Source organism: Aquimarina sp. AU119, from assembly GCF_900312735.1.
Taxonomy (GTDB): Bacteria; Bacteroidota; Bacteroidia; order Flavobacteriales; family Flavobacteriaceae; genus Aquimarina; species Aquimarina algiphila.
On sequence record NZ_OMPF01000022.1, the window covers coordinates 609,413 to 628,173 of the forward strand.

The following is an 18,761-nucleotide window of genomic DNA, read 5'->3' on the forward strand; positions in this document are numbered from 1 at the left end:
TACTAAATTTATTTACCGATAACAGGCTCTATAATCTACTTTAAGAATTTTTATCTCCTTTTTAATTTAAACTTAACAGGAAACCATATTTCTTAAAGTGAAATTACACCTTCTACTTTAACAGCAACTTCTTTATATTTAGTAATTACCTGATCTGGGTTTTTCATTCGTACATTAATCGATACACTTGTATATTTTCCATTTTTAGATTTTTTTGTAGTAATTACAGCTCCAAGGTTATCAAAAATGGTTTCAATTTGTCCTATTTTTATAGTGTCAGTTGGTACAATGAACTTATATAAATAAGCGGTTGGCCAAAGCGCTGTATCCGCCAATTGCACTTTCAATTTTTTGTAAAATTCTTCTTGATCTTTCATATGCTGCTTAAATGCAAAATTCAGGCCAAAGATACAGTTTATCAAATACAAAAAGAATACTCTTCCACTTCATTTTTAAGAAGGGAAGTTACTTTTCAACAAGGTGTTATATTCTTCTTGAGTATCAACATCATACCCTTTACCACGAGCAGAAATAGTTTGTACATTATTGATATGTTTTTTGATTATATATCGTGCTCCAAAATCCTCTTTTAACTGTAATAATTCTTTAAAATATTGTTTTGTGATAATCGCTGGGACTCCTATTATTTCATTTAGATCTGTAGCTATAATCATATTAGGGTTTTGATTAAATTCTATGATCAATCTATTAAGATGTTTTGCATCAAGTAAAGGCTGATCAACTAGGGAAATTAAAATGGCTGAATATGTCAAAATGTCTCGTTCGAGAGCTTCAATTACCAAACGAATAGAGCTTCCCATCCCTAATTGCCAATTTTCATTTTTAAGTATACTTATCGGAAATTCTTTAACCGTTGGGTAGATTTGATCATAATATGCTCCTAAAACAACATATGTTTTTACGTTTTCCAACATCATTCCTTGCTGTATAGCATGCCCAATCAATGTGGTCTCTCCCCAAGCTAATAATTGTTTTGGTTCTCCCATCCTACTAGAAGATCCTGCAGCAAGTATAACATGAGCTATTTTAGATTCGAGTAGAAACGACATTTATACTTTTCCTTTTAGGATCATCATGAATTGCTCCTTTTTTTTCTTGTAATGGAATTGGAGTTTGATTTCTTATTGTAGCTAAAACTTCAGCAATAATTGAAATTGCTATTTCTTGTGGTGTCTCTGCTCCCAGATTTAAACCAGCCGGCCCATGGATCGAATCCAGAAATTCATCAGCAACTTCTGGAAAATATTCTATAAATGCAGAAAGTAATTTCTCCCGACGTCTTGCAGGACCTAATAATCCAATATATACTGGTTGAGTATCTTTTATCGCTTGAAGGTATAACAAATCTTTAGCAAAGTTATGAGTCATTAAGACGATAGCTGTTTGATCATCTATATTATCAAGACACAACTCTTCTGGTGTAGCATTAATTACTCGTGTCACACCAGGAAAATCTTTAAGATGTTTAGGATGATGTGGAGAACCTATAATTTCAACCTCCCATCCTGTCATAGATGCTAATTGACCTAATTTAACCGCATCATGCTCTGTACCAATAATCACTAACCTGAAACATGGTTGTATTTCTCTTTGAAAAAAATCAAAAGATACATCTATTCTCGTATTTACCTTATTTGAAAAAACAAATTCCTGATCCCCTTCAAACAAAACAACAGATCCCATACCAGAGAGTTTTTGTTCTGCTTTTGAATACATTGATTTTATTTCAAAAGGTGTTCTGGATTTTAAATGTTTTTGAACAGCTTCTATACCAGAATTGTCCATCTCAAAACGTTCTATCAAAATATACAACAAACCCTCACAACCTAAACGATATTTCCCGTCATAAGTCATTACTTTGGGAGATCCTGTTTTAAATACAGATTGTGCTTGTCGCAATACTTCTTTCTCCACACATCCACCACTTACAGCTCCAGTCACTGTACCGTTTTCGAGTATAAGCATCCCAACCCCTGGCCTTCTATACGAAGAGCCTTCTACATCAACTACAGTTGCCATAACAGCAGGAATACCCTGCTGCCTGGCTTTATAGTAGCATTCTATTATTTCTTTAAATTCGTGTGTCATAAAAGTACTATCCCAAAGGAGCTTTGGTATTCATATTCTTAATGAAAGGTTGCTTATATAACCGTATTCCCTTAGCTGCTTTTATTGCATTCGCAACTGCTGCTCCTGCAGGAGGTAACGTAGGTTCTCCTAATCCTGTTGGTGCGATATCACTTTCTATAAAATGAGTTTCAACTACTGGAGTTTCATTAATACGAATTAAACGATATGTATTAAAGTTCGTATCCTGGGGAGTTCCGTCTTTGAAAGAAAAGTCTCCATACATGGCATGACCTACTCCATCAATTACTCCACCTTCTATTTGATTTTTCGCTCCTAGAGGATTAACCACAATACCACAATCTACTACGCAAGTAACTTTTTTGACTACCGGAATATCATTCTCCAATACAACATCTGCTACTTCTGCAACATGTGTATTGTGACAATAATACGCACTAAACCCTTGATAAACACCTTCCTTTTTATTGCCCCATCCTGATTTATCTACAGCAACTTTAATTACATTTTCTAATCGTTCTGGAGAATATTGAATCCTTTCATCTGTGGTTCCTTTTACTTTTTGTAATAAATCCAAACGAAGTTGTATACGATCAACTTCTAATACTTCTGCCAATTCATCAAAGAAACTTTGCTCTGCAAAAGATAAAAAGTTAGTATACGGTGCACGCCACGCTCCCGTAGTAATTTTACTATCATAATTTGCTACATCTACCTGATAATTTTCAACAGCTCCAGCAGGGAAAAAATTAGGTATCAGTCCATACATATTCGAATTAATAGAGGCTTCTTTAAGGTGATAACCTGTAATTTTATTATCCTTAACAGATGCACTGATTTTATATTTTATGGCAGGTCTATATATCCCAGCTGACATATCATCTTCTCTGGAGTATACTACTTTAACAGGTTTTTGAGAAATTTTAGATATTTCTGCTGCTTCCAGTGCAAAATCGCCATATAATCTTCTACCAAAACCACCTCCCATTCTAGTCATTTCTACAGAAACATCTTCTACATCTCGCTCTAACAAATCTGCAACTCTTTTTGCCGTTCCTGCAGGAGTTTGTATAGGTCCTACCAAGCGAACTTTCTCTGGAGTAACATCTGCAAAGAAATTCATAGGTTCCATACAATTATGTGGTAAAAATGGAGATTCGTAAGTTCGTTCAATTACTTGGTCAGCTTCTGCAAATGCTTTTTTCACATCTCCATCCGCCCTTAATGTATTAAACTCAGAACCTTCTAAAAGGCCCTTTAAGATTTTATCATGCTCTTCTGTGCTTTCTAATTTTGAATCAGATGTCCAATTTGCTTCCAAAGCCTTTTTACCTTTCATCGCTGCCCAGGTAGAAGTTGCTAAAACAGCAATTTTATCCCCAAATTTAACTACATCCTGCACTCCTGATACCGCTTTGGTATTAGTATCATCAAAATCTACAAGCTTTTTGCCAAAAGAAGGAGGTCTTAATACAGAAGCATATACCATTCCTTCTTCCTTATAGTCTAATCCATAAAGTGGTTTTCCTGTAGTAATCTTATCAATATCTACATTAGGAGTATCTTTTCCTATTACACTAAAATTCTTAGGATCTTTTAGCGTGACATTTTCTGGCACTTCGAGAGTAGCAGCAACTTTAACTACTTCTCCATAGCCCAATTTATCACCATTTGCATTACTAATTACTCCATTTTCTGTTTTACATTCTGATGCATTAACTCCCCATTGTGCTGCAGCTGCATTAATTAACATCTGTCTTGCCGTTGCTCCTGTTTGGCGCAATGGTTCCCATCCATGTCGTATGGATTGGCTTCCTCCAGCCACTTGTCGAGTAAAATTCTTGGTATCCAGAGCTCCTTGCTCAACATGAACATTCTCCCAAGAAACATCCAATTCTTCTGCAATAAGCATCGGCATGGATGTTTTAACTCCTTGACCTATTTCTGGATTTGGAGAAAAAATAGTCACCATACCATTATCTGCTATTTTGATAAAGGCATTAAAGTCATTAAAATTTAGCTGAGAAATATCTACTGGTAGAGTTGCTTCAGGTTTGCATGACTGAAATAGATTAAACCCAATTAACATTCCGCCTCCAGCTAATGCTGAAGTCTTTATAAAAGACCTTCTACTAAAGGAAGGTGATATATTATTTTTCATTTTGTGAAGATTTAAATGGGTTAACTCAGTTTACTAGCAGCAACCTCTACGGCTTTTTCAATTCTATTGTATGATGCACACCTACAAATATTACCACTCATAGCATCTCTTATTTCAGATTTATTTGGGTTAGAATTCTGAGATAGAAAAGCTGCGGCAGACATCATTTGTCCCGCTTGACAATAACCGCATTGTGGAACATCAACTTCTTTCCATGCCTGTTGCACTGGATGTGAAGCATCATCAGATAGCCCTTCAATTGTAGTAATTTCCATATCTTCAACCATCGAAACCTGAAGCAAACAACTTCTTGTTGCAGATCCATCGACATGTATGGTACATGCTCCACATTGGCCAATACCACAGCCAAATTTGGTTCCAACCATATCCAGGTGATCTCTTAACACCCATAAAAGAGGTGTATCTTGATCTGCCTCAACAGTATGAGACTGACCATTTACTTTTAAATTATAAACTGGCATGAGTTTAAGTTTTAGGATTTGTTTTTAACTAGTCTAAATAAAGCAATATTACATGAATTGCTATTGAAAGTACTAAAAATTAGCTTTGACAAAATCAACTTTAACAGACCTTTATATTAATATTAATAACCTTAAAGATTTGGATCTTAATATCGGTTTGGAATGATGTGTTTTATCCATTTATTATAAAGTACGGTTACATACAACTACAAAAACTTTGAAGAACTTCTTTTAAAAATCCTTTTATAATTCCGAAATTTGTATAAAAATATTGATTTGGCTAAAAAAAGAATTGTAATTACCGGAGGTCCGGGTACAGGTAAAACTTCTGTTATCGTTAAACTGGAAGAAGCTAATTATTTTTGCTTTCATGAAGTTATAAGAGCAATGACCCAAGAAGCAAAAGAAAAAGATCAATCAACTACCTTTGCTTCAAATCCAATTGTATCTGTATCTGACCCTCATGAGTTTAACCTGCAAATTCTTAAAGGCAGAATACAACAATTCACAGATGCAACATCAAAAAAAGATGATATTCTTTTTTATGATAGAGGAATACCAGATGTTTTAGCCTATATGGATTATTTTGACCAATCCTATAATGACGATTTCGTTAATGCATGTAAACATCACATGTATGATATTATTTTTCTATTACCTCCATGGAAAGAAATTTATATTTCTGATGATGAACGATATGAAAGTTATGAGCAAGCACAAGAAATTCATCATCATTTAAAAGATGTTTATAATCGATTAGGGTATGATTGTATAGAAGTTCCTTTTGGAAGTGTTAAAGAACGTTTAGACTTTATTCTTAAAAAAAGCATATAGATTGATAAAATCTCCTCTTCAAATATTACAACAATACTGGAAATATGATACTTTTAAACCTCTTCAGGAAAAGATTATCAATTCGGTACTAGAAGGTCACGATACATTTGCTTTATTACCTACCGGAGGAGGAAAATCAATTTGTTTTCAAATACCTGCCCTACTAAAAGAAGGTATTTGTGTTGTAATTTCTCCTTTAATTGCATTGATGCAAGATCAGGTACAACATCTTCAGAAAAAAGGTATTAAGTCAATAGCGTTAACCAGCGGAATTAAATATTCTGAACTTGACACTTTGCTTGATAACTGTATTTATGGCAATTATAAATTTTTATATCTGTCCCCAGAGCGTCTTCAACAAGATATCGTCCAAGAACGATTAAAACAAATGAATATAAACCTCATTGCCGTAGATGAGGCTCATTGTATTTCACAATGGGGAAATGATTTTAGACCTTCATATAAAAAAATAGAGATTCTTAGAACAATTCATCCTGCTGTACCTATGATAGCTTTAACAGCCTCTGCAACAGTAGAAGTTGTTGATGATATCATTACTTCATTGGATCTTTTTCAACCAAAGATATTTAAACAATCTTTTTTTAGATCTAATCTGGGATATCTAATAGAGCATGTATTAGACAAGAATTTTAAACTTACTCAGATTCTTAAAAAACATCCTGGAACATCTATAGTCTATGTAAGAAATCGAAAATCTGCAATTGAGATTAGTGATTTTCTTAATGCTAGCGGTTTTTCTTCAACATATTATCATGGTGGTGTAGACGCTACAGAGAAAACAAAACGTTTTAATCAATGGTTGAATGAGGAAATCAGAGTAATGGTAGCTACAAATGCATTTGGTATGGGAATTGACAAACCAAATGTACGAACCGTAATTCATTATACGGTCCCAGAAAGTATAGAGAGTTATTTTCAAGAAGCCGGAAGAGCTGGTCGTGATGGCTTACCTTCATTAGCATTTCTTTTAAAAAACGAAAATGACACTCATCGTTTACACAATCAATTTATAAAAATATTACCCGATGTCAATGCAGTTAAGCTTGTATATCGAAAACTCTGTAGTTATTTCCGAATTCCTTACGGAGAAGGTGAGCAAACTGTTCATGATTTTGATTTTAACACATTCTGCAAAACATATGAACTTCATACACTAATCACGTATAACGCATTACAATTTCTGGATCGTTGCGGAGTAATAAGATTCACACAAAGATTTACCAAAAAAAGCAGTGTTCAGGTTCTTACTACAGGGAATTATCTTCTGGATTTTTTAAAAAACAATACAGAATATGAATACATTACTAAAGCAATCTTAAGAACGTATGGCGGTATTTTTGATGAAGAAATAGCTATTAACATACCATTAATTTCTTCAAAAGTAAATACTTCAGAAACAGTAGTTATCGAAACTCTAAATAAGCTAAAAGATGCTGAATTAATTGAATTTACTCATACTCTTTCTGATGCAGAAATTATTTTTTTAGTACCCAGAGAAGATGATCGCACAATCAATAGAGTTAGCAAACATCTTATTGATCAAAATACTTCTAAAATTAAAAAAGTAGAAGCTATATTAAAGTTTACAGAAAATAAAAGTAAATGTAGTAGTTGGCTGTTATTAAGTTATTTTGGAGAAGAAAATACTGTAGATTGTGGATTATGTAACTTCTGTACCAATAAGAAAAAGAATGTATCACCTATAAATGTTAAGAAAATACAAGATGATATTATCCTTCTTTTACAAGGAAAAGACTTATCTTCAAGAGATTTGATATCCCATTTAACATATCCCGAAAAATTAATTTTACAAGTATTGCGGGAAATGAATGAACATAGTATTATAAAAATCAACCACGATAACAACTATCAATTAGTATAAAATAATGAGAAACTTACGAATCCTATTTATGGGGACACCGGATTTTGCCGTTGAAACCTTAAAAACTATTATAGAAAACGAATATGATGTCGTTGGAGTTATTACCGCTCCTGATAGACCTGCCGGACGAGGAAGAAAACTTAAAGCTTCTGCGGTGAAAGAATATGCCATATCAAAAAACTTAAAGGTATTGCAACCAACTAATTTAAAAGACGAGCATTTTATTGAAGAATTAAAATCATTAAATGCCAACCTAAATATTGTGGTAGCTTTTAGGATGTTACCAAAAGTCGTGTGGAATATGCCAGAATATGGCACTTTTAATTTACACGCATCCCTTCTTCCCGATTATAGAGGAGCTGCTCCGATTAATTGGGCAATTATTAATGGAGAGAAAAAAACAGGGATAACTACTTTTTTTATTGATGAAAAGATAGATACAGGTCATGTTATTTTTCAAGAGGAGGTAACAATAAAAAATAATGATTCTGCGGGATCACTACATGATAAGTTGATGACAAAGGGAGCTAAATTGGTATTAACTACTATAAAAGCAATAGAAAGTGATACAATAATTGTAAAACCACAACCTAAAGACACCGCTTTTAGGACCGCTTATAAACTAAATCGAGAAAACACAAAGATTAACTGGGAAAAAGATATATACACCATTAATAACCTTATAAGAGGATTAAGTCCTTATCCTTCTGCCTGGTGTCAACTATATAATAAAGGAATTTCTGAAAACATAAAAATATACGATGCAAATCCTGTAGAAGAGGTTCACAATAATGATATAGGAAAAATCATTGTAGAAGATTCTGATATTAAAGTATCTGTAAAAGGAGGTTATATTATTATAAATAAACTTCAACTTCCTGGTAAAAAAGCAATGGAATCTAAAGCACTATTAAATGGTTATGTTTTTTATAGAGATGCAAAAATGTGCTAGAGCCTAAGTATAGTAAGGGTTTGAAAATTCATAGAAAACAACATTGTTTATTAACAATCACCCTTAGTTATCAACAAATCCCTGTATTTACTGGGCTAATCCTTGCATGAATCATAAATCCGTATAAATTTGTAGAGCGTTTAACATAAAAGATTGGTTTAACCAACAATTAATTTAAAAACAGAATTATGAACAAAACAGAATTAATCGATGCAATGGCAGCTGATGCTGGAATCACTAAAGCAGCGGCTAAAAAAGCCTTAGAATCTTTCTTAGGAAACGTTGAAGGTACTCTTAAAAAAGGAGGACGTGTTTCTTTAGTTGGATTTGGATCTTGGTCAGTTTCTAAAAGAGCTGCAAGAGAAGGTAGAAATCCTCAAACTGGTAAAACTATCAAAATCGCTGCTAAAAACGTTGTGAAGTTTAAGGCTGGTGCTGATTTATCAAGTTCAGTTAACTAATCAGTTCTTTCGATATCATTTAAAAGCTCCCACATGGGGGCTTTTTTTATGCTTTTTTTAAGTTTTTTTTGGCAAAAAAGACATAACTACTTTGATTATTAGAAATAATTATTTAGCTTTAAGATAAAGAAAATCTATTGTATGATATCCCTTCAACCCTCTAAAGGACATTTATTAATTGCTGAGCCTTCTATTATTGGAGATGTTTCCTTTAACCGTTCGGTTGTACTTTTAGCGGATCATAGTGAGCAAGGATCAATTGGTTTTATAATGAATAAACCTCTTGATTATTTACTTGCCGATCTCGTTCCAGAGATCGAAGTAGATTTTAAGATCTATAATGGAGGTCCTGTAGAACAAGATAATCTATATTTTATTCATAAAGTACCCGACTTAATTCCTAACAGTGTTGAGATATCCTGTGGTATTTATTGGGGAGGGGATTTTACCATTGTGTCTGAACTTATCGCCAAAGACAAAATTACACCTAATGAAATTCGATTTTTTCTAGGATATTCTGGTTGGGATTCTAAACAACTTAATCAAGAACTTGAAGCTAATTCATGGGTAATTGTTGAGAATAGTTATCAGAAAAATATTTTCGGAAAATCTTATGACACTTTCTGGAAAGAAAAAATGATTGAACTTGGTGGGGAGTATATGCTTTGGTCTAATGCTCCAGAAAATCCTACCTATAATTAATCTCCTAATCTAATTCTGGTATTTAATATCCCCAATAATCTTTTACTAATCTTTGAATCATACTCTTTTTTTCTGAACTTCGTTATTGGTAAAATTCCTGTAATTACATTAGTAATAAATAATTCATCTGCTTTTTGAAGTTCAAAAGGTGAAATAGAAGATTCTTCTACAGTATATTCTGGTAATTTTTCAAGGATACGTATTAGTTGAGTCCTAAGAATTCCTCTTAAGCATCCATCAGATAAAGGAGGTGTCTTTATCACATTTCCTTTTACCAAAAATAAATTTCCATTTAAAGCTTCAATAATCATTTTATTAGAATTTATTAATAAACAATTATCAAAACCGTTCTCTTCCGCAAAAATTCCGCCAAGAATATTAACCAATTTATTATTTGATTTTAACGTTGAGAGAAGATCTGTTACTACATGGTGATCTTTAAAAAGTGTAACTTCATATGTCTGATCAGCTAAAGTATAAAAATTGGAGTTTAACTTAACTACAGAAATATTATATTCTATCTCATTGGATGAAGGAGTATATAACCCTCCAGAAACTCTATTTACAATAAGTTTCACTCTTACAGAAGAATTCATTAATCCATTTTCTGTCACCAGATTAATAATTTCTTTTTCTAGAAATTCTGGGGTAAACTGCATTGGTATTTGCATTCTCAAGATGCGCATTGAAGCCATTAATCTAAAATAGTGATCTTCCCAAAATAAAATTACTCCAGAATTAACCCTAATGGTTTCAAATAGAGCATCTCCATACGCATACCCTCTATTACTAATAGCCAATACGGCCTTATCATCCTCTACCAATTGTCCGTCTATATTAACCATAAAAAAAGTCCCATAAATTTGATTTTTTATGGGTGTATAAAATTTGTATTATAAAAATAAAGATTTATGCAGAACCTAAAACATGTTTTAAATTACCGATCATGTTATCCCAAAGCATCTTATTTTCATCCATTTCATCATCTTCAGAATAATCAGTAACCATTAGGGAAACATCTTTGGTTATTTCATCTACTTGAATTCGTAATTCAAAAAAATAATCATTTCCTTCCTCTTCATCTTCTACCCACCTAAATTTAATTCTTTCGCCACTTTTTCTACTTAAAAGTTTTGCTTCTTCTTCAGAATCATCCCAAATAAATGTAAATAGTTCTCCTCTGGAATTTACATTATCAGCAAACCACTCTGAAAGTCCAGAAGGTGTAGATATATATTGATATAATAGTTGCGGTGATGACTGTACCACAAATTCAATTTCATATTTTGTTTTTTCAGACATATCATTAATTGTTGGTAAGCCAATATATAGATTAATTGTCGACTTTAAAAGTACATTGAAAAAAAAATTAATTATGCATAATTGTTTGCACCAATGTTTTTTGTTTTTATATTTGCACCCGAATTAAAATGATGTAGCATCTATTTGGCGAGGTAGCTCAGCTGGTTAGAGCGTTGGATTCATAACCCAGAGGTCGGGGGATCGTGCCCCCCTCTCGCTACACTAATTCACTTAAGCCCTTTATTTTAAAGGGCTTATTTTTTTTCAAACACTTTTTATACTCAATGCCACCAAAAGAGTTTTAATCAATTAAGTGTGGTTTTTCTATATTTTTAAACATTCTAATAAATCAAAACAGGAAGAATTCTTTGTAGAAATTCTTGCAATAAAGAAGAATTTATTAAAAATCTACCTATCAATTTTGTTATACTATTACAAAAAATAACAGTCTCAAATGAGACTGTTTGTAAATAAAAGTTAGTTTGTATGCTTCATATCGCTATTCAATCATGATTCGCTTCGTATAAATAGAGCTTGTTTTATCTTTCAATTGAAGCATATAAAGTCCTTTTGGAAGGTCTAAAATTGGTATCTTAAAATTTGATTCTGTACCTAAATAAGCTTTTTTCATAATTCTACCGTTCATATTTATAATTGACAGTTCTCCACTAATTTTGTCCTTTGAGGTCAAATAAATATAATCGGTGGTTGGGTTAGGCCAAAAGTTATATATTATTTTTCCCTGAGAATTTACAACATCTCCTTTTTGATTATCCTGTTTATTATTTAAAATGGCAAAAGTATTACTATTATTAGTTCCTGTTTTAAGACTTAAATCATCAAAATAACCATCATTTGACCTTCCACTATTTCGTTGACTCAATAAAATCACTCTAACTTTACGTGTACCAGAAGGAGCAATTCTTTCTTCATTTATTTGCTCCCAGTTATTGCTATTCCTTTTCCAATCACTATCAAAAAAACTTAATACTTTATTATTATCATTTCTATATTCTACTTTAATTCTGCTTCTATCATTGCCACTATATGACCTCACAAAACCATTGAATAAGAAAAACTGTCTACCAGCATCTATAGAATCTGCATATTGTTCTACATTAACATCTTGATAGATTTCCCCTGTACTTGAATTACCTAACCAAAAGATATAGCTTCCATTCTTAGCATTTGGATAACCATTTTGTCCACCTTGAACACGTTTTTGATTACCTGATATCTGAGTCCAGGCATCTAGGTTATTTTGTTCTGCGCTAGACTGCTGAAGTAGATTATCACCATAACTCACATCGCTTCCGACTGGTTCTGGCAAGGTATATGTCGCCATCATTGCACGATGGTCACTAGCATAACCATTTAAATTTAATTCTGCCTCATCCCCTGTTGGACCAAATCGCACAGCTTTTGTAACCGTAATATCGTTCCCTCGGTGGTAAATGATATCAATTCGGTCATATACCTCATTAGAAGATTTATTTGGAGTCCAGGTATTTCCTGGTTTCGACACTTCATTTGGGTACAATGAGCGCCATGAATCTTTCATTCCAATAATAGTCGCTCGTTTACTCGTAGGCCAAGCTATTTTCATCGCATGAATTCCAGCATCTACAGCACGTTGAGTCCAATCCAAATGACTTGGCTCATTAAAATCACCAGTAAAAAAAACAGGAGCCCCCGCGGGTACCCAACTTTGAATAGTATTGACTATCCCGATCATTTCAGAAGAACGAGCTCTATTAGATGAGTTAATAGCTTGTGATTCTGATGTAATTTCTCTATCTCGAATATCATAAGGTCCGTATGGATAAGATGTCAAATGTGCATTAAACACATAAATTTTTAAACCGCTGGGTAATGTTACCTGGATACCAGAAGAATTTGTAGATGTAATAGGATAACGAGAAATAATAACCTCACTACGGCTATAACTATAATAATAAAACCCTAAAGAGTTAGCTACACTTTGTGCCGCTCCATATGATTCTTGTATACCAATAATATCTGCTCCAGAAGATTGTATAACATCTAACACAGCATTGTTACTAGTAGTAAATAATTTGTTAAAAGTCATTACTTTTAATGTATTCTGTGCTTCCACTACTCCTAAAAAGCAGAATGCTATTAAACCAAATAATAGATAGTTTTTTTTCATTTTTGTTATTGTTAATTAGGTTTTAAGCATAACAGTTTTTCTGTTATATTGAAGTGAAATTATTTTATTTAATTCTTATACATACTAAGCTTCAATTAAGCTTATGTTAAGTTAAAATTGTTCTAATTGTGGCATACCGATACCATTCGTATAGTATTTAAAAAAGAAAACAAACAAGACTATATATAATCTTTTAGTATTTTAGTAACACTTCAATGCTTCTTATTGAATAAACGATTACCAATATAACTAACTAGTAATACCATTATCAGTGAAGTATTTCCTTCGATATAAAAAATTGTATAGAGTATTGGTTTTGATATTTTTATTATTGAATATAGAAGGAAGCGCTCAAGAAAAACTATTAAAAAATATAATATCTGACACTACTTATCACACATCTCTTGACATCACAGAAATCTCAGGCAATCTTTTATCCGTTACTTACAAAACCTTACCAGGTAATCAGTCTGGACAGCTTCAAAACAAATTATGGGTTTGGAGAGCCTCTGAAGTACCATGGAAATACGCTCCAATGGCAGAACAATTTCTACCCAAGGATGCTACAGAAAGTGGATCATATGTTATAGAAAATTTGAAGATAGCAATTGATACAAAATATATAGTTTGTTATTCTGTAGGCGCCGAAGTAACACAAATCTGTACTTGCACTACTCTAGATGGAAATACCAAATCCCTCGAAAAACGATGGGTCTCCATCAAATTGATAGAGGTAAATCAGAATTCTATAAGTTTTACATATAAAACTCTCTCTGGATATCTTCCAAAAACTTATAATAATTGGTTTGGTGTATGGGAAGGTGAAGCCTCTCCATATAACCTAACTAAAGCATTAGCAAAAGGAACACCAAGTGATGATTCTAATATCAATCAGGGAAGTCTTACGAACTTATCCATGGATATTGGTCAGACCTATACATTCATCTATTTTGTTGGCAGTGAAGAATCACAAGCGGCTTCTATCATTAGATTTACAATGCGGTAAACCAATTGTACATCGAAACTTTTTTTAGTATATGCTTAGCATCAATTTTATCTGATGAAATATGATGAAATATTTTTTTTCATATCATATTGATAAATTTAATACAGTTAAAGATCAATAGCCTGAAAAGCAAACAACTCCTACCCCTATTTTCACGTGAATAACCACTGAAAATGAGATGATTAACTTCAAATTAATATTCTAAAAACCATAAATTATGTCAACAAAAGAAGCACAAAACGCTACAGCAGTGCAAAATCCAACAACACAAATCGAAATTAATGCAATAGTAGGTAATCAACTTTCTGTTCAATATACAGGTTTACCCGGTAATCGACCAGATACTTATGGAAATTATCTTGTTGTATGGAGAAATCAAAATTCAATTCCTTACAATGATCCCAATCCAGATGGTTTTGTTGAAATTACAGGAGATACTTCTCAGGGCTCACAAGTATTTGAGAATATTACTGTACAACCAGGAGTTACTTATGTAGTTGGGTATGCAGTTGGTCCCAAATTATCTCCTGGTCAAGAATGGGGTAATGTATGTACTACTTGTTTTATCACAACAGATCAAAAGACTTCTTACATAACTCCAGAATTAACTGATTTGGTAGCAGCAACAGATTCTGTAACTATGAACTATAAATTACCAAGTGGAGCAAGTCCTAAAGAAAATGGAGCTTGGGTTGGAATTTGGCAAACAGGAAATGCTTCTTATGATCAAGCACCGATCGCTGCAAACTCTATACAGAACCCTAGTAGTCAAGGAGGTGCAGCAATTAACGGTGTTCAAATATTAATAGGCCAAATATACACTGTTGCGTTATTCACAAGCGGTTGGAAAGCAGGACCTGGTGGGACAAATGTACAAACAGCAATGTCTTGTACTGCTACTATAACTACCTGATATTATATTATTATACATATAATAATGAGTCAAAAAGGTGTTATCTAATATCAACACCTTTTTGCACTCAATATCAATAAAGTTTTATGATGTTGTGAAATAAATTTTTATTCGCAATCCATTGGATATATTATGTTCAATACATATTGTCATCTCCTTAAGAACTCTTCTCACCGATATAAATAGCATATATGGCTTTTTTTAATGCAACTCTGAATGATCAATTATATGTTGCCGAAACAACTGACACAGACCAAGGTTTTGCTGCGTTTTTGCTACCACAACCACCTTCAAATCAACTAGAAGGATATGATATTTCTCAAGCCTTAACAGATAGTACTTTAAATGGAAGTTTTATCCTTTCTGCTTATACTCCTGATCTGGAGACTAAGGAGAAAACAGATGAATTTGTCAAAGAAGCTTTAAAGTTATTGGGAACTGGTCGGTATATTATTTGGATATTAGATATTACCGACTTTAGTTATATTGAAAATACTATTTTCATGACTATTGCGGGTGATGGTTCTTCTATTATTAAAGGGGTTCCAATTCCTTTGGTTCACAACATTTCATTACAGATTCAAAGTGGAATGAAACTAACAGCTACAGATGACTCTATTAGTTTGGGAATTAAAGATGGAAGCGCTAAAATTTTGTTTGTTGGACCAGATGCTCCCGATTCAAATATAACCTATGCTATAGAGGGAAACATTCCACTCATGGGAAAATATCGTGGGGATATCAATTTTTCATCATTTATAGAGCGAGGATCTTTATCCGATGATTTTAACTGGGGGTTTCAGATGCTGATTCCATTAGAAAACAACCCTAACCAAACTGCTAAATCAGAATATTTTCCTTTTGCAAGCGGACAATTTCCTTCAACAACAGATCAAATAGGCTTTGATATTTTTATTGATCCTACCGATGTTTTTAATCAGGCTTTCAATCGTATAGATTCTCATTCTATAATAGAACAATACGACTCAAGAAGAACAGTATTTAATTTTACAGGAACAAATAAAGATCAAAGTGAAACTGTTTTAAATGCATTTTATTTTACTACTTTGGGAAGTACTATTCAGTTAATTCCAGTAGGAAATAATAATAACGGATCGTTACAGGCAAGACTTACCTTTACCAATGGTGAATTGTATAGTGCCAATGCACATCAAAAACATTTTGCTCCCGAAGGTGATTTTATTGTTACTATTGATGGAGCCTCTTCAGATACTGCCATTCCTTTACAATGCGGATTACAAGGGACAGAATTTTTTAATGTGCAACCTAGGGTTAATGGGAATATGGGTGACAGACTACGATTCATCACAAATCAGCCAGCGTATGCACCAGTATATCCATTACCCATATCTTCTCCCGTTACCGCTCCTGTAGACCCAAATGCTTCTTTACTAAATACAAATTATCAAACATCCTGGTGTACCATAACTCCTGGACATAAAAACAATACTCCATCATATGTAGCACAACCTAAGGGATCAGCGTTATTTTCTAATACGCAAATAGCTGCGTCAACTCTTTTAGAGCATAGTACACCAAATTTTACTTTTGAATCCAATGATGCAGTGTTGTTTCCTATGCTCCCATATGCTGCGATTCAGCCTGATGATGATAATGAAGGGTTCAGTAAAACAGAAATTGAAAATTTTGAAAAACTATTTGTCTCTCAGATTAGAAAACAAAATATTAATTCTATACTTATTGATGCTCAGATTAAAGCTAAACAAGAGTATCTAAAATCAACAGATGCAGCTAGCGATATCGGTAATAATGTAACTACACCATCTGGTCTTATTGCCAATTTATTAGGGTCAAATAATAATCCTATATGGAACGCTATTTATCTGGCACAAAATCAAAAAACTTCCCAAAGTTCTTTTGAGAAAATGTATTTTGAAGATCCTGTTGAAGACCTAGTTCAGGCTTTTCAAACCAGTGATTTGTTTTTGGTTGTTACCAATAATGAAAAACTAGGCACAACAGATGTTGATGCTACCGGTGCTAAATTTCATAATAAAATGTTCATAGGAGATTGGACTATGGAAGCTAACACAGGTACAGAAAATAAATATAATGATTACAATAACATCATTATTGTCAAAGGAAAGAAAGGAAAACTTTATGATCCAAACGATATTGAAAATAGTTTAGTCACAAACTGGCAAAAATGGACTGCCAAGGATACATTTGCCGCACCATCAACACTTGATAATAATGGCACCCTTTTACCACCCGATGACGCTCAACTGGTCATTGTTTCACAATGGATACAGTCCTATTTCGAAGATGCTTATAATCAAACAGACACAGCATATTTCGGTAATTTTAATACTATAGCTCAGGATGAAAATTGGACTGGTATTCTGGTATTGCGAATGGATATTTCGGGATTACCAGATAACCTTACCGGGATCTTATCTGGGGTACGAGATCCGGCTGGATTTAGAGCACATCATTTAGGAATCAATATTACACCTGTTAAGAAAGGTAGTAACGGTCCAGAAATTAATAATCCGAGTTCTATGTTCGGACTTATTTATTATAACGATCCAGATTTTATCCAACAAGAATCACCTCAACCCATACAGCCTAATTTATCTGAAACTTACGATTTTGTTTTACTCAACCTAAAAGTACTTTTTGAAAATACAGCTGTCAAAAGCTTTCAAAGTTATGCACAGTTAACCACTAATAATTATTTTGGAACTCCAGTAGACCATATGGGTACGGGAGAAAACAAATACAACACCATGATTCTCAAAGGATCGCTTCAGTTCAAAGGAAATGAAGCTTTGTACAGTCTAAATACTGATGGTGTAAATACATTCTATTTTGATAATCCTGCGATTAATAAAATTGAAATATCAAATGTCAATTTCAGTACCCTACAAAATGATCCTAGTGGAAATATTATTAGTAATTTTTCTATTAATGGTTATTGGGATTTTAAAGAATTGATGATTCCTGCAAGTGATGATGACCCTGCAACCGATTTTGATATTTTGTCTTTTGGAAATGTAGAAGGGGCTGATGTATCAAATAAGGGATTAATTTTTAACAATCTATTAATCAATATGGTGTCTCCACCGTATGTTCCAGGACAAACAGAGCAATTACCAAAAACAATGACATTTGTTACTTCTCAAATGACTTTTGATCAAGGGCGAAGTACACCACGTTCAAATAGCATTTATGTGAATTTTGCACTCAATCTGCAAGGGCTTACCCAAGGAAGTTCGGATTCACCACCTTCTCAAAATGGATACCTTACCGTAATTACAGATTTAAAAGTTAGTCCACTCGATGGCTCTTCATGGGTAGGATTAACGTATAAACTCAATATGGGAACTCCAGGAGAACTAGCAGGTAATGTGGGTTTAACTTCTACCTTACTCATTGCATGGAATCCCACAGCGACAAACGATGGGTCAGCTCCTGCAGTACTTATGGGAATTACACTACCCGGAACAGGCGGAGGTGCTAAATTAATAAGTCTGCAAACAGTACTAAAATTATCTATCGGGCAAATACGCCTAACATATGACACTAATAAATCCTCCTTCTTATTGATGTTTACAGAAATCGCACTGAAGTTTTTAGGATTGTTAAAAATACCACCTAATGGATCCTCACTATTCTATCTTTTTGGTAATCCAAAATCAAATGGTAAAGCATCCGGATTGGGTTGGTATGCAATGTATAATAAAGATTCAAAATAATAAAAGACTGATTGTTTCATCTTAAC

At 33.2% G+C, this 18,761-nt stretch carries 16 protein-coding genes and 1 tRNA gene; 9 read left to right on the forward strand and 8 right to left on the reverse strand.

Annotation, left to right across the window (positions count from 1 at the left end):
- Positions 1–92 precede the first annotated feature (92 nt).
- The 5 genes from DK442_RS20520 to DK442_RS20540 form a co-directional block, all read right to left on the reverse strand.
- Positions 93–377: a DUF493 family protein gene (locus DK442_RS20520; protein ID WP_109437756.1), complete on the reverse strand. Its 285-nt coding sequence runs from the start codon at positions 375–377 to the stop codon at positions 93–95.
- Between the two features lie 75 nt (positions 378–452).
- Positions 453–1,070, reverse strand: coding sequence for an NTP transferase domain-containing protein (locus DK442_RS20525; protein ID WP_109437757.1), 618 nt, complete (start codon positions 1,068–1,070; stop codon positions 453–455).
- Positions 1,048–2,109 carry an XdhC family protein gene (locus DK442_RS20530; protein ID WP_109437758.1) on the reverse strand — a complete coding sequence of 354 codons (1,062 nt, stop codon included), beginning with the start codon at positions 2,107–2,109 and terminating at the stop codon, positions 1,048–1,050. Before DK442_RS20530 ends, DK442_RS20525 begins: the two co-directional genes overlap by 23 nt.
- A gap of 7 nt (positions 2,110–2,116) precedes the next feature.
- The gene (locus tag DK442_RS20535; protein ID WP_109437759.1) at positions 2,117–4,270 is read right to left on the reverse strand and encodes a xanthine dehydrogenase family protein molybdopterin-binding subunit; all 2,154 of its coding nucleotides are present in this window, start codon (positions 4,268–4,270) and stop codon (positions 2,117–2,119) included.
- A 20-nt stretch (positions 4,271–4,290) separates the two neighbouring features.
- Complete coding sequence (locus DK442_RS20540; RefSeq protein ID WP_109437760.1) at positions 4,291–4,752, reverse strand: (2Fe-2S)-binding protein; 462 nt, start codon at positions 4,750–4,752, stop codon at positions 4,291–4,293.
- 276 nt (positions 4,753–5,028) lie between these two features.
- Here DK442_RS20540 and DK442_RS20545 point away from each other — a divergent pair, with 276 nt between their 5' ends.
- The 5 genes from DK442_RS20545 to DK442_RS20565 all read left to right on the forward strand — a co-directional run bounded on the left by DK442_RS20545 (position 5,029) and on the right by DK442_RS20565 (position 9,604).
- Positions 5,029–5,586 (forward strand): AAA family ATPase, encoded by a 558-nt coding sequence (locus tag DK442_RS20545; RefSeq protein ID WP_109437876.1) that lies wholly within the window; start codon positions 5,029–5,031, stop codon positions 5,584–5,586.
- Position 5,587: 1 nt separating this feature from the next.
- A complete protein-coding gene (locus DK442_RS20550) occupies positions 5,588–7,489 on the forward strand; it encodes an ATP-dependent DNA helicase RecQ (protein WP_370444672.1) in 1,902 nt (633 codons plus the stop codon).
- 4 nt (positions 7,490–7,493) lie between these two features.
- Positions 7,494–8,441, forward strand: a complete 948-nt coding sequence (gene fmt / locus DK442_RS20555) for a methionyl-tRNA formyltransferase (RefSeq protein ID WP_109437761.1) — start codon at positions 7,494–7,496, stop codon at positions 8,439–8,441.
- Between the two features lie 188 nt (positions 8,442–8,629).
- A complete protein-coding gene (locus tag DK442_RS20560; protein WP_027413194.1) occupies positions 8,630–8,902 on the forward strand; it encodes an HU family DNA-binding protein in 273 nt (90 codons plus the stop codon).
- 141 nt (positions 8,903–9,043) lie between these two features.
- The gene (locus tag DK442_RS20565; protein ID WP_109437762.1) at positions 9,044–9,604 is read left to right on the forward strand and encodes a YqgE/AlgH family protein; all 561 of its coding nucleotides are present in this window, start codon (positions 9,044–9,046) and stop codon (positions 9,602–9,604) included.
- Here the strand turns inward: DK442_RS20565 and DK442_RS20570 are convergent.
- Positions 9,601–10,449: an aminotransferase class IV gene (locus DK442_RS20570; RefSeq protein WP_109437763.1), complete on the reverse strand. Its 849-nt coding sequence runs from the start codon at positions 10,447–10,449 to the stop codon at positions 9,601–9,603. The two genes, DK442_RS20565 and DK442_RS20570, sit on opposite strands and share 4 nt — an antisense overlap.
- A gap of 64 nt (positions 10,450–10,513) precedes the next feature.
- Positions 10,514–10,906: an START-like domain-containing protein gene (locus DK442_RS20575; protein WP_109437764.1), complete on the reverse strand. Its 393-nt coding sequence runs from the start codon at positions 10,904–10,906 to the stop codon at positions 10,514–10,516.
- Positions 10,907–11,052: 146 nt separating this feature from the next.
- On the opposite strand from DK442_RS20575, the gene DK442_RS20580 reads away from it, so the two are divergent.
- Positions 11,053–11,126: transfer RNA gene (locus DK442_RS20580), tRNA-Met, on the forward strand.
- A 279-nt stretch (positions 11,127–11,405) separates the two neighbouring features.
- On the opposite strand, the gene DK442_RS20585 is transcribed toward DK442_RS20580, so the two are convergent.
- Complete coding sequence (locus DK442_RS20585; RefSeq protein WP_109437765.1) at positions 11,406–13,076, reverse strand: endonuclease/exonuclease/phosphatase family protein; 1,671 nt, start codon at positions 13,074–13,076, stop codon at positions 11,406–11,408.
- A 271-nt stretch (positions 13,077–13,347) separates the two neighbouring features.
- Here DK442_RS20585 and DK442_RS20590 point away from each other — a divergent pair, with 271 nt between their 5' ends.
- The 3 genes from DK442_RS20590 to DK442_RS20600 all read left to right on the forward strand — a co-directional run bounded on the left by DK442_RS20590 (position 13,348) and on the right by DK442_RS20600 (position 18,735).
- A complete protein-coding gene (locus tag DK442_RS20590) occupies positions 13,348–14,082 on the forward strand; it encodes a hypothetical protein (protein WP_160114271.1) in 735 nt (244 codons plus the stop codon).
- A gap of 217 nt (positions 14,083–14,299) precedes the next feature.
- A complete protein-coding gene (locus DK442_RS20595) occupies positions 14,300–14,995 on the forward strand; it encodes a hypothetical protein (protein WP_109437767.1) in 696 nt (231 codons plus the stop codon).
- A gap of 191 nt (positions 14,996–15,186) precedes the next feature.
- On the forward strand, positions 15,187–18,735 hold the full coding sequence (locus DK442_RS20600; RefSeq protein ID WP_109437768.1) for a hypothetical protein: 3,549 nt from the start codon (positions 15,187–15,189) through the stop codon (positions 18,733–18,735).
- Positions 18,736–18,761: the final 26 nt, after the last annotated feature.

Coding starts and splice junctions, on each gene's coding strand:
- DK442_RS20520 (WP_109437756.1), bottom strand. CDS start 377: ATGAAAGATCAAGAAGAATTTTACAAAAAATTGAAAGTGCAATTGGCG.
- DK442_RS20525 (WP_109437757.1), bottom strand. CDS start 1,070: ATGTCGTTTCTACTCGAATCTAAAATAGCTCATGTTATACTTGCTGCA.
- DK442_RS20530 (WP_109437758.1), bottom strand. CDS start 2,109: ATGACACACGAATTTAAAGAAATAATAGAATGCTACTATAAAGCCAGG.
- DK442_RS20535 (WP_109437759.1), bottom strand. CDS start 4,270: ATGAAAAATAATATATCACCTTCCTTTAGTAGAAGGTCTTTTATAAAG.
- DK442_RS20540 (WP_109437760.1), bottom strand. CDS start 4,752: ATGCCAGTTTATAATTTAAAAGTAAATGGTCAGTCTCATACTGTTGAG.
- fmt (WP_109437761.1), top strand. CDS start 7,494: ATGAGAAACTTACGAATCCTATTTATGGGGACACCGGATTTTGCCGTT.
- DK442_RS20560 (WP_027413194.1), top strand. CDS start 8,630: ATGAACAAAACAGAATTAATCGATGCAATGGCAGCTGATGCTGGAATC.
- DK442_RS20565 (WP_109437762.1), top strand. CDS start 9,044: ATGATATCCCTTCAACCCTCTAAAGGACATTTATTAATTGCTGAGCCT.
- DK442_RS20570 (WP_109437763.1), bottom strand. CDS start 10,449: ATGGTTAATATAGACGGACAATTGGTAGAGGATGATAAGGCCGTATTG.
- DK442_RS20575 (WP_109437764.1), bottom strand. CDS start 10,906: ATGTCTGAAAAAACAAAATATGAAATTGAATTTGTGGTACAGTCATCA.
- DK442_RS20585 (WP_109437765.1), bottom strand. CDS start 13,076: ATGAAAAAAAACTATCTATTATTTGGTTTAATAGCATTCTGCTTTTTA.
- DK442_RS20595 (WP_109437767.1), top strand. CDS start 14,300: ATGTCAACAAAAGAAGCACAAAACGCTACAGCAGTGCAAAATCCAACA.
- DK442_RS20600 (WP_109437768.1), top strand. CDS start 15,187: ATGGCTTTTTTTAATGCAACTCTGAATGATCAATTATATGTTGCCGAA.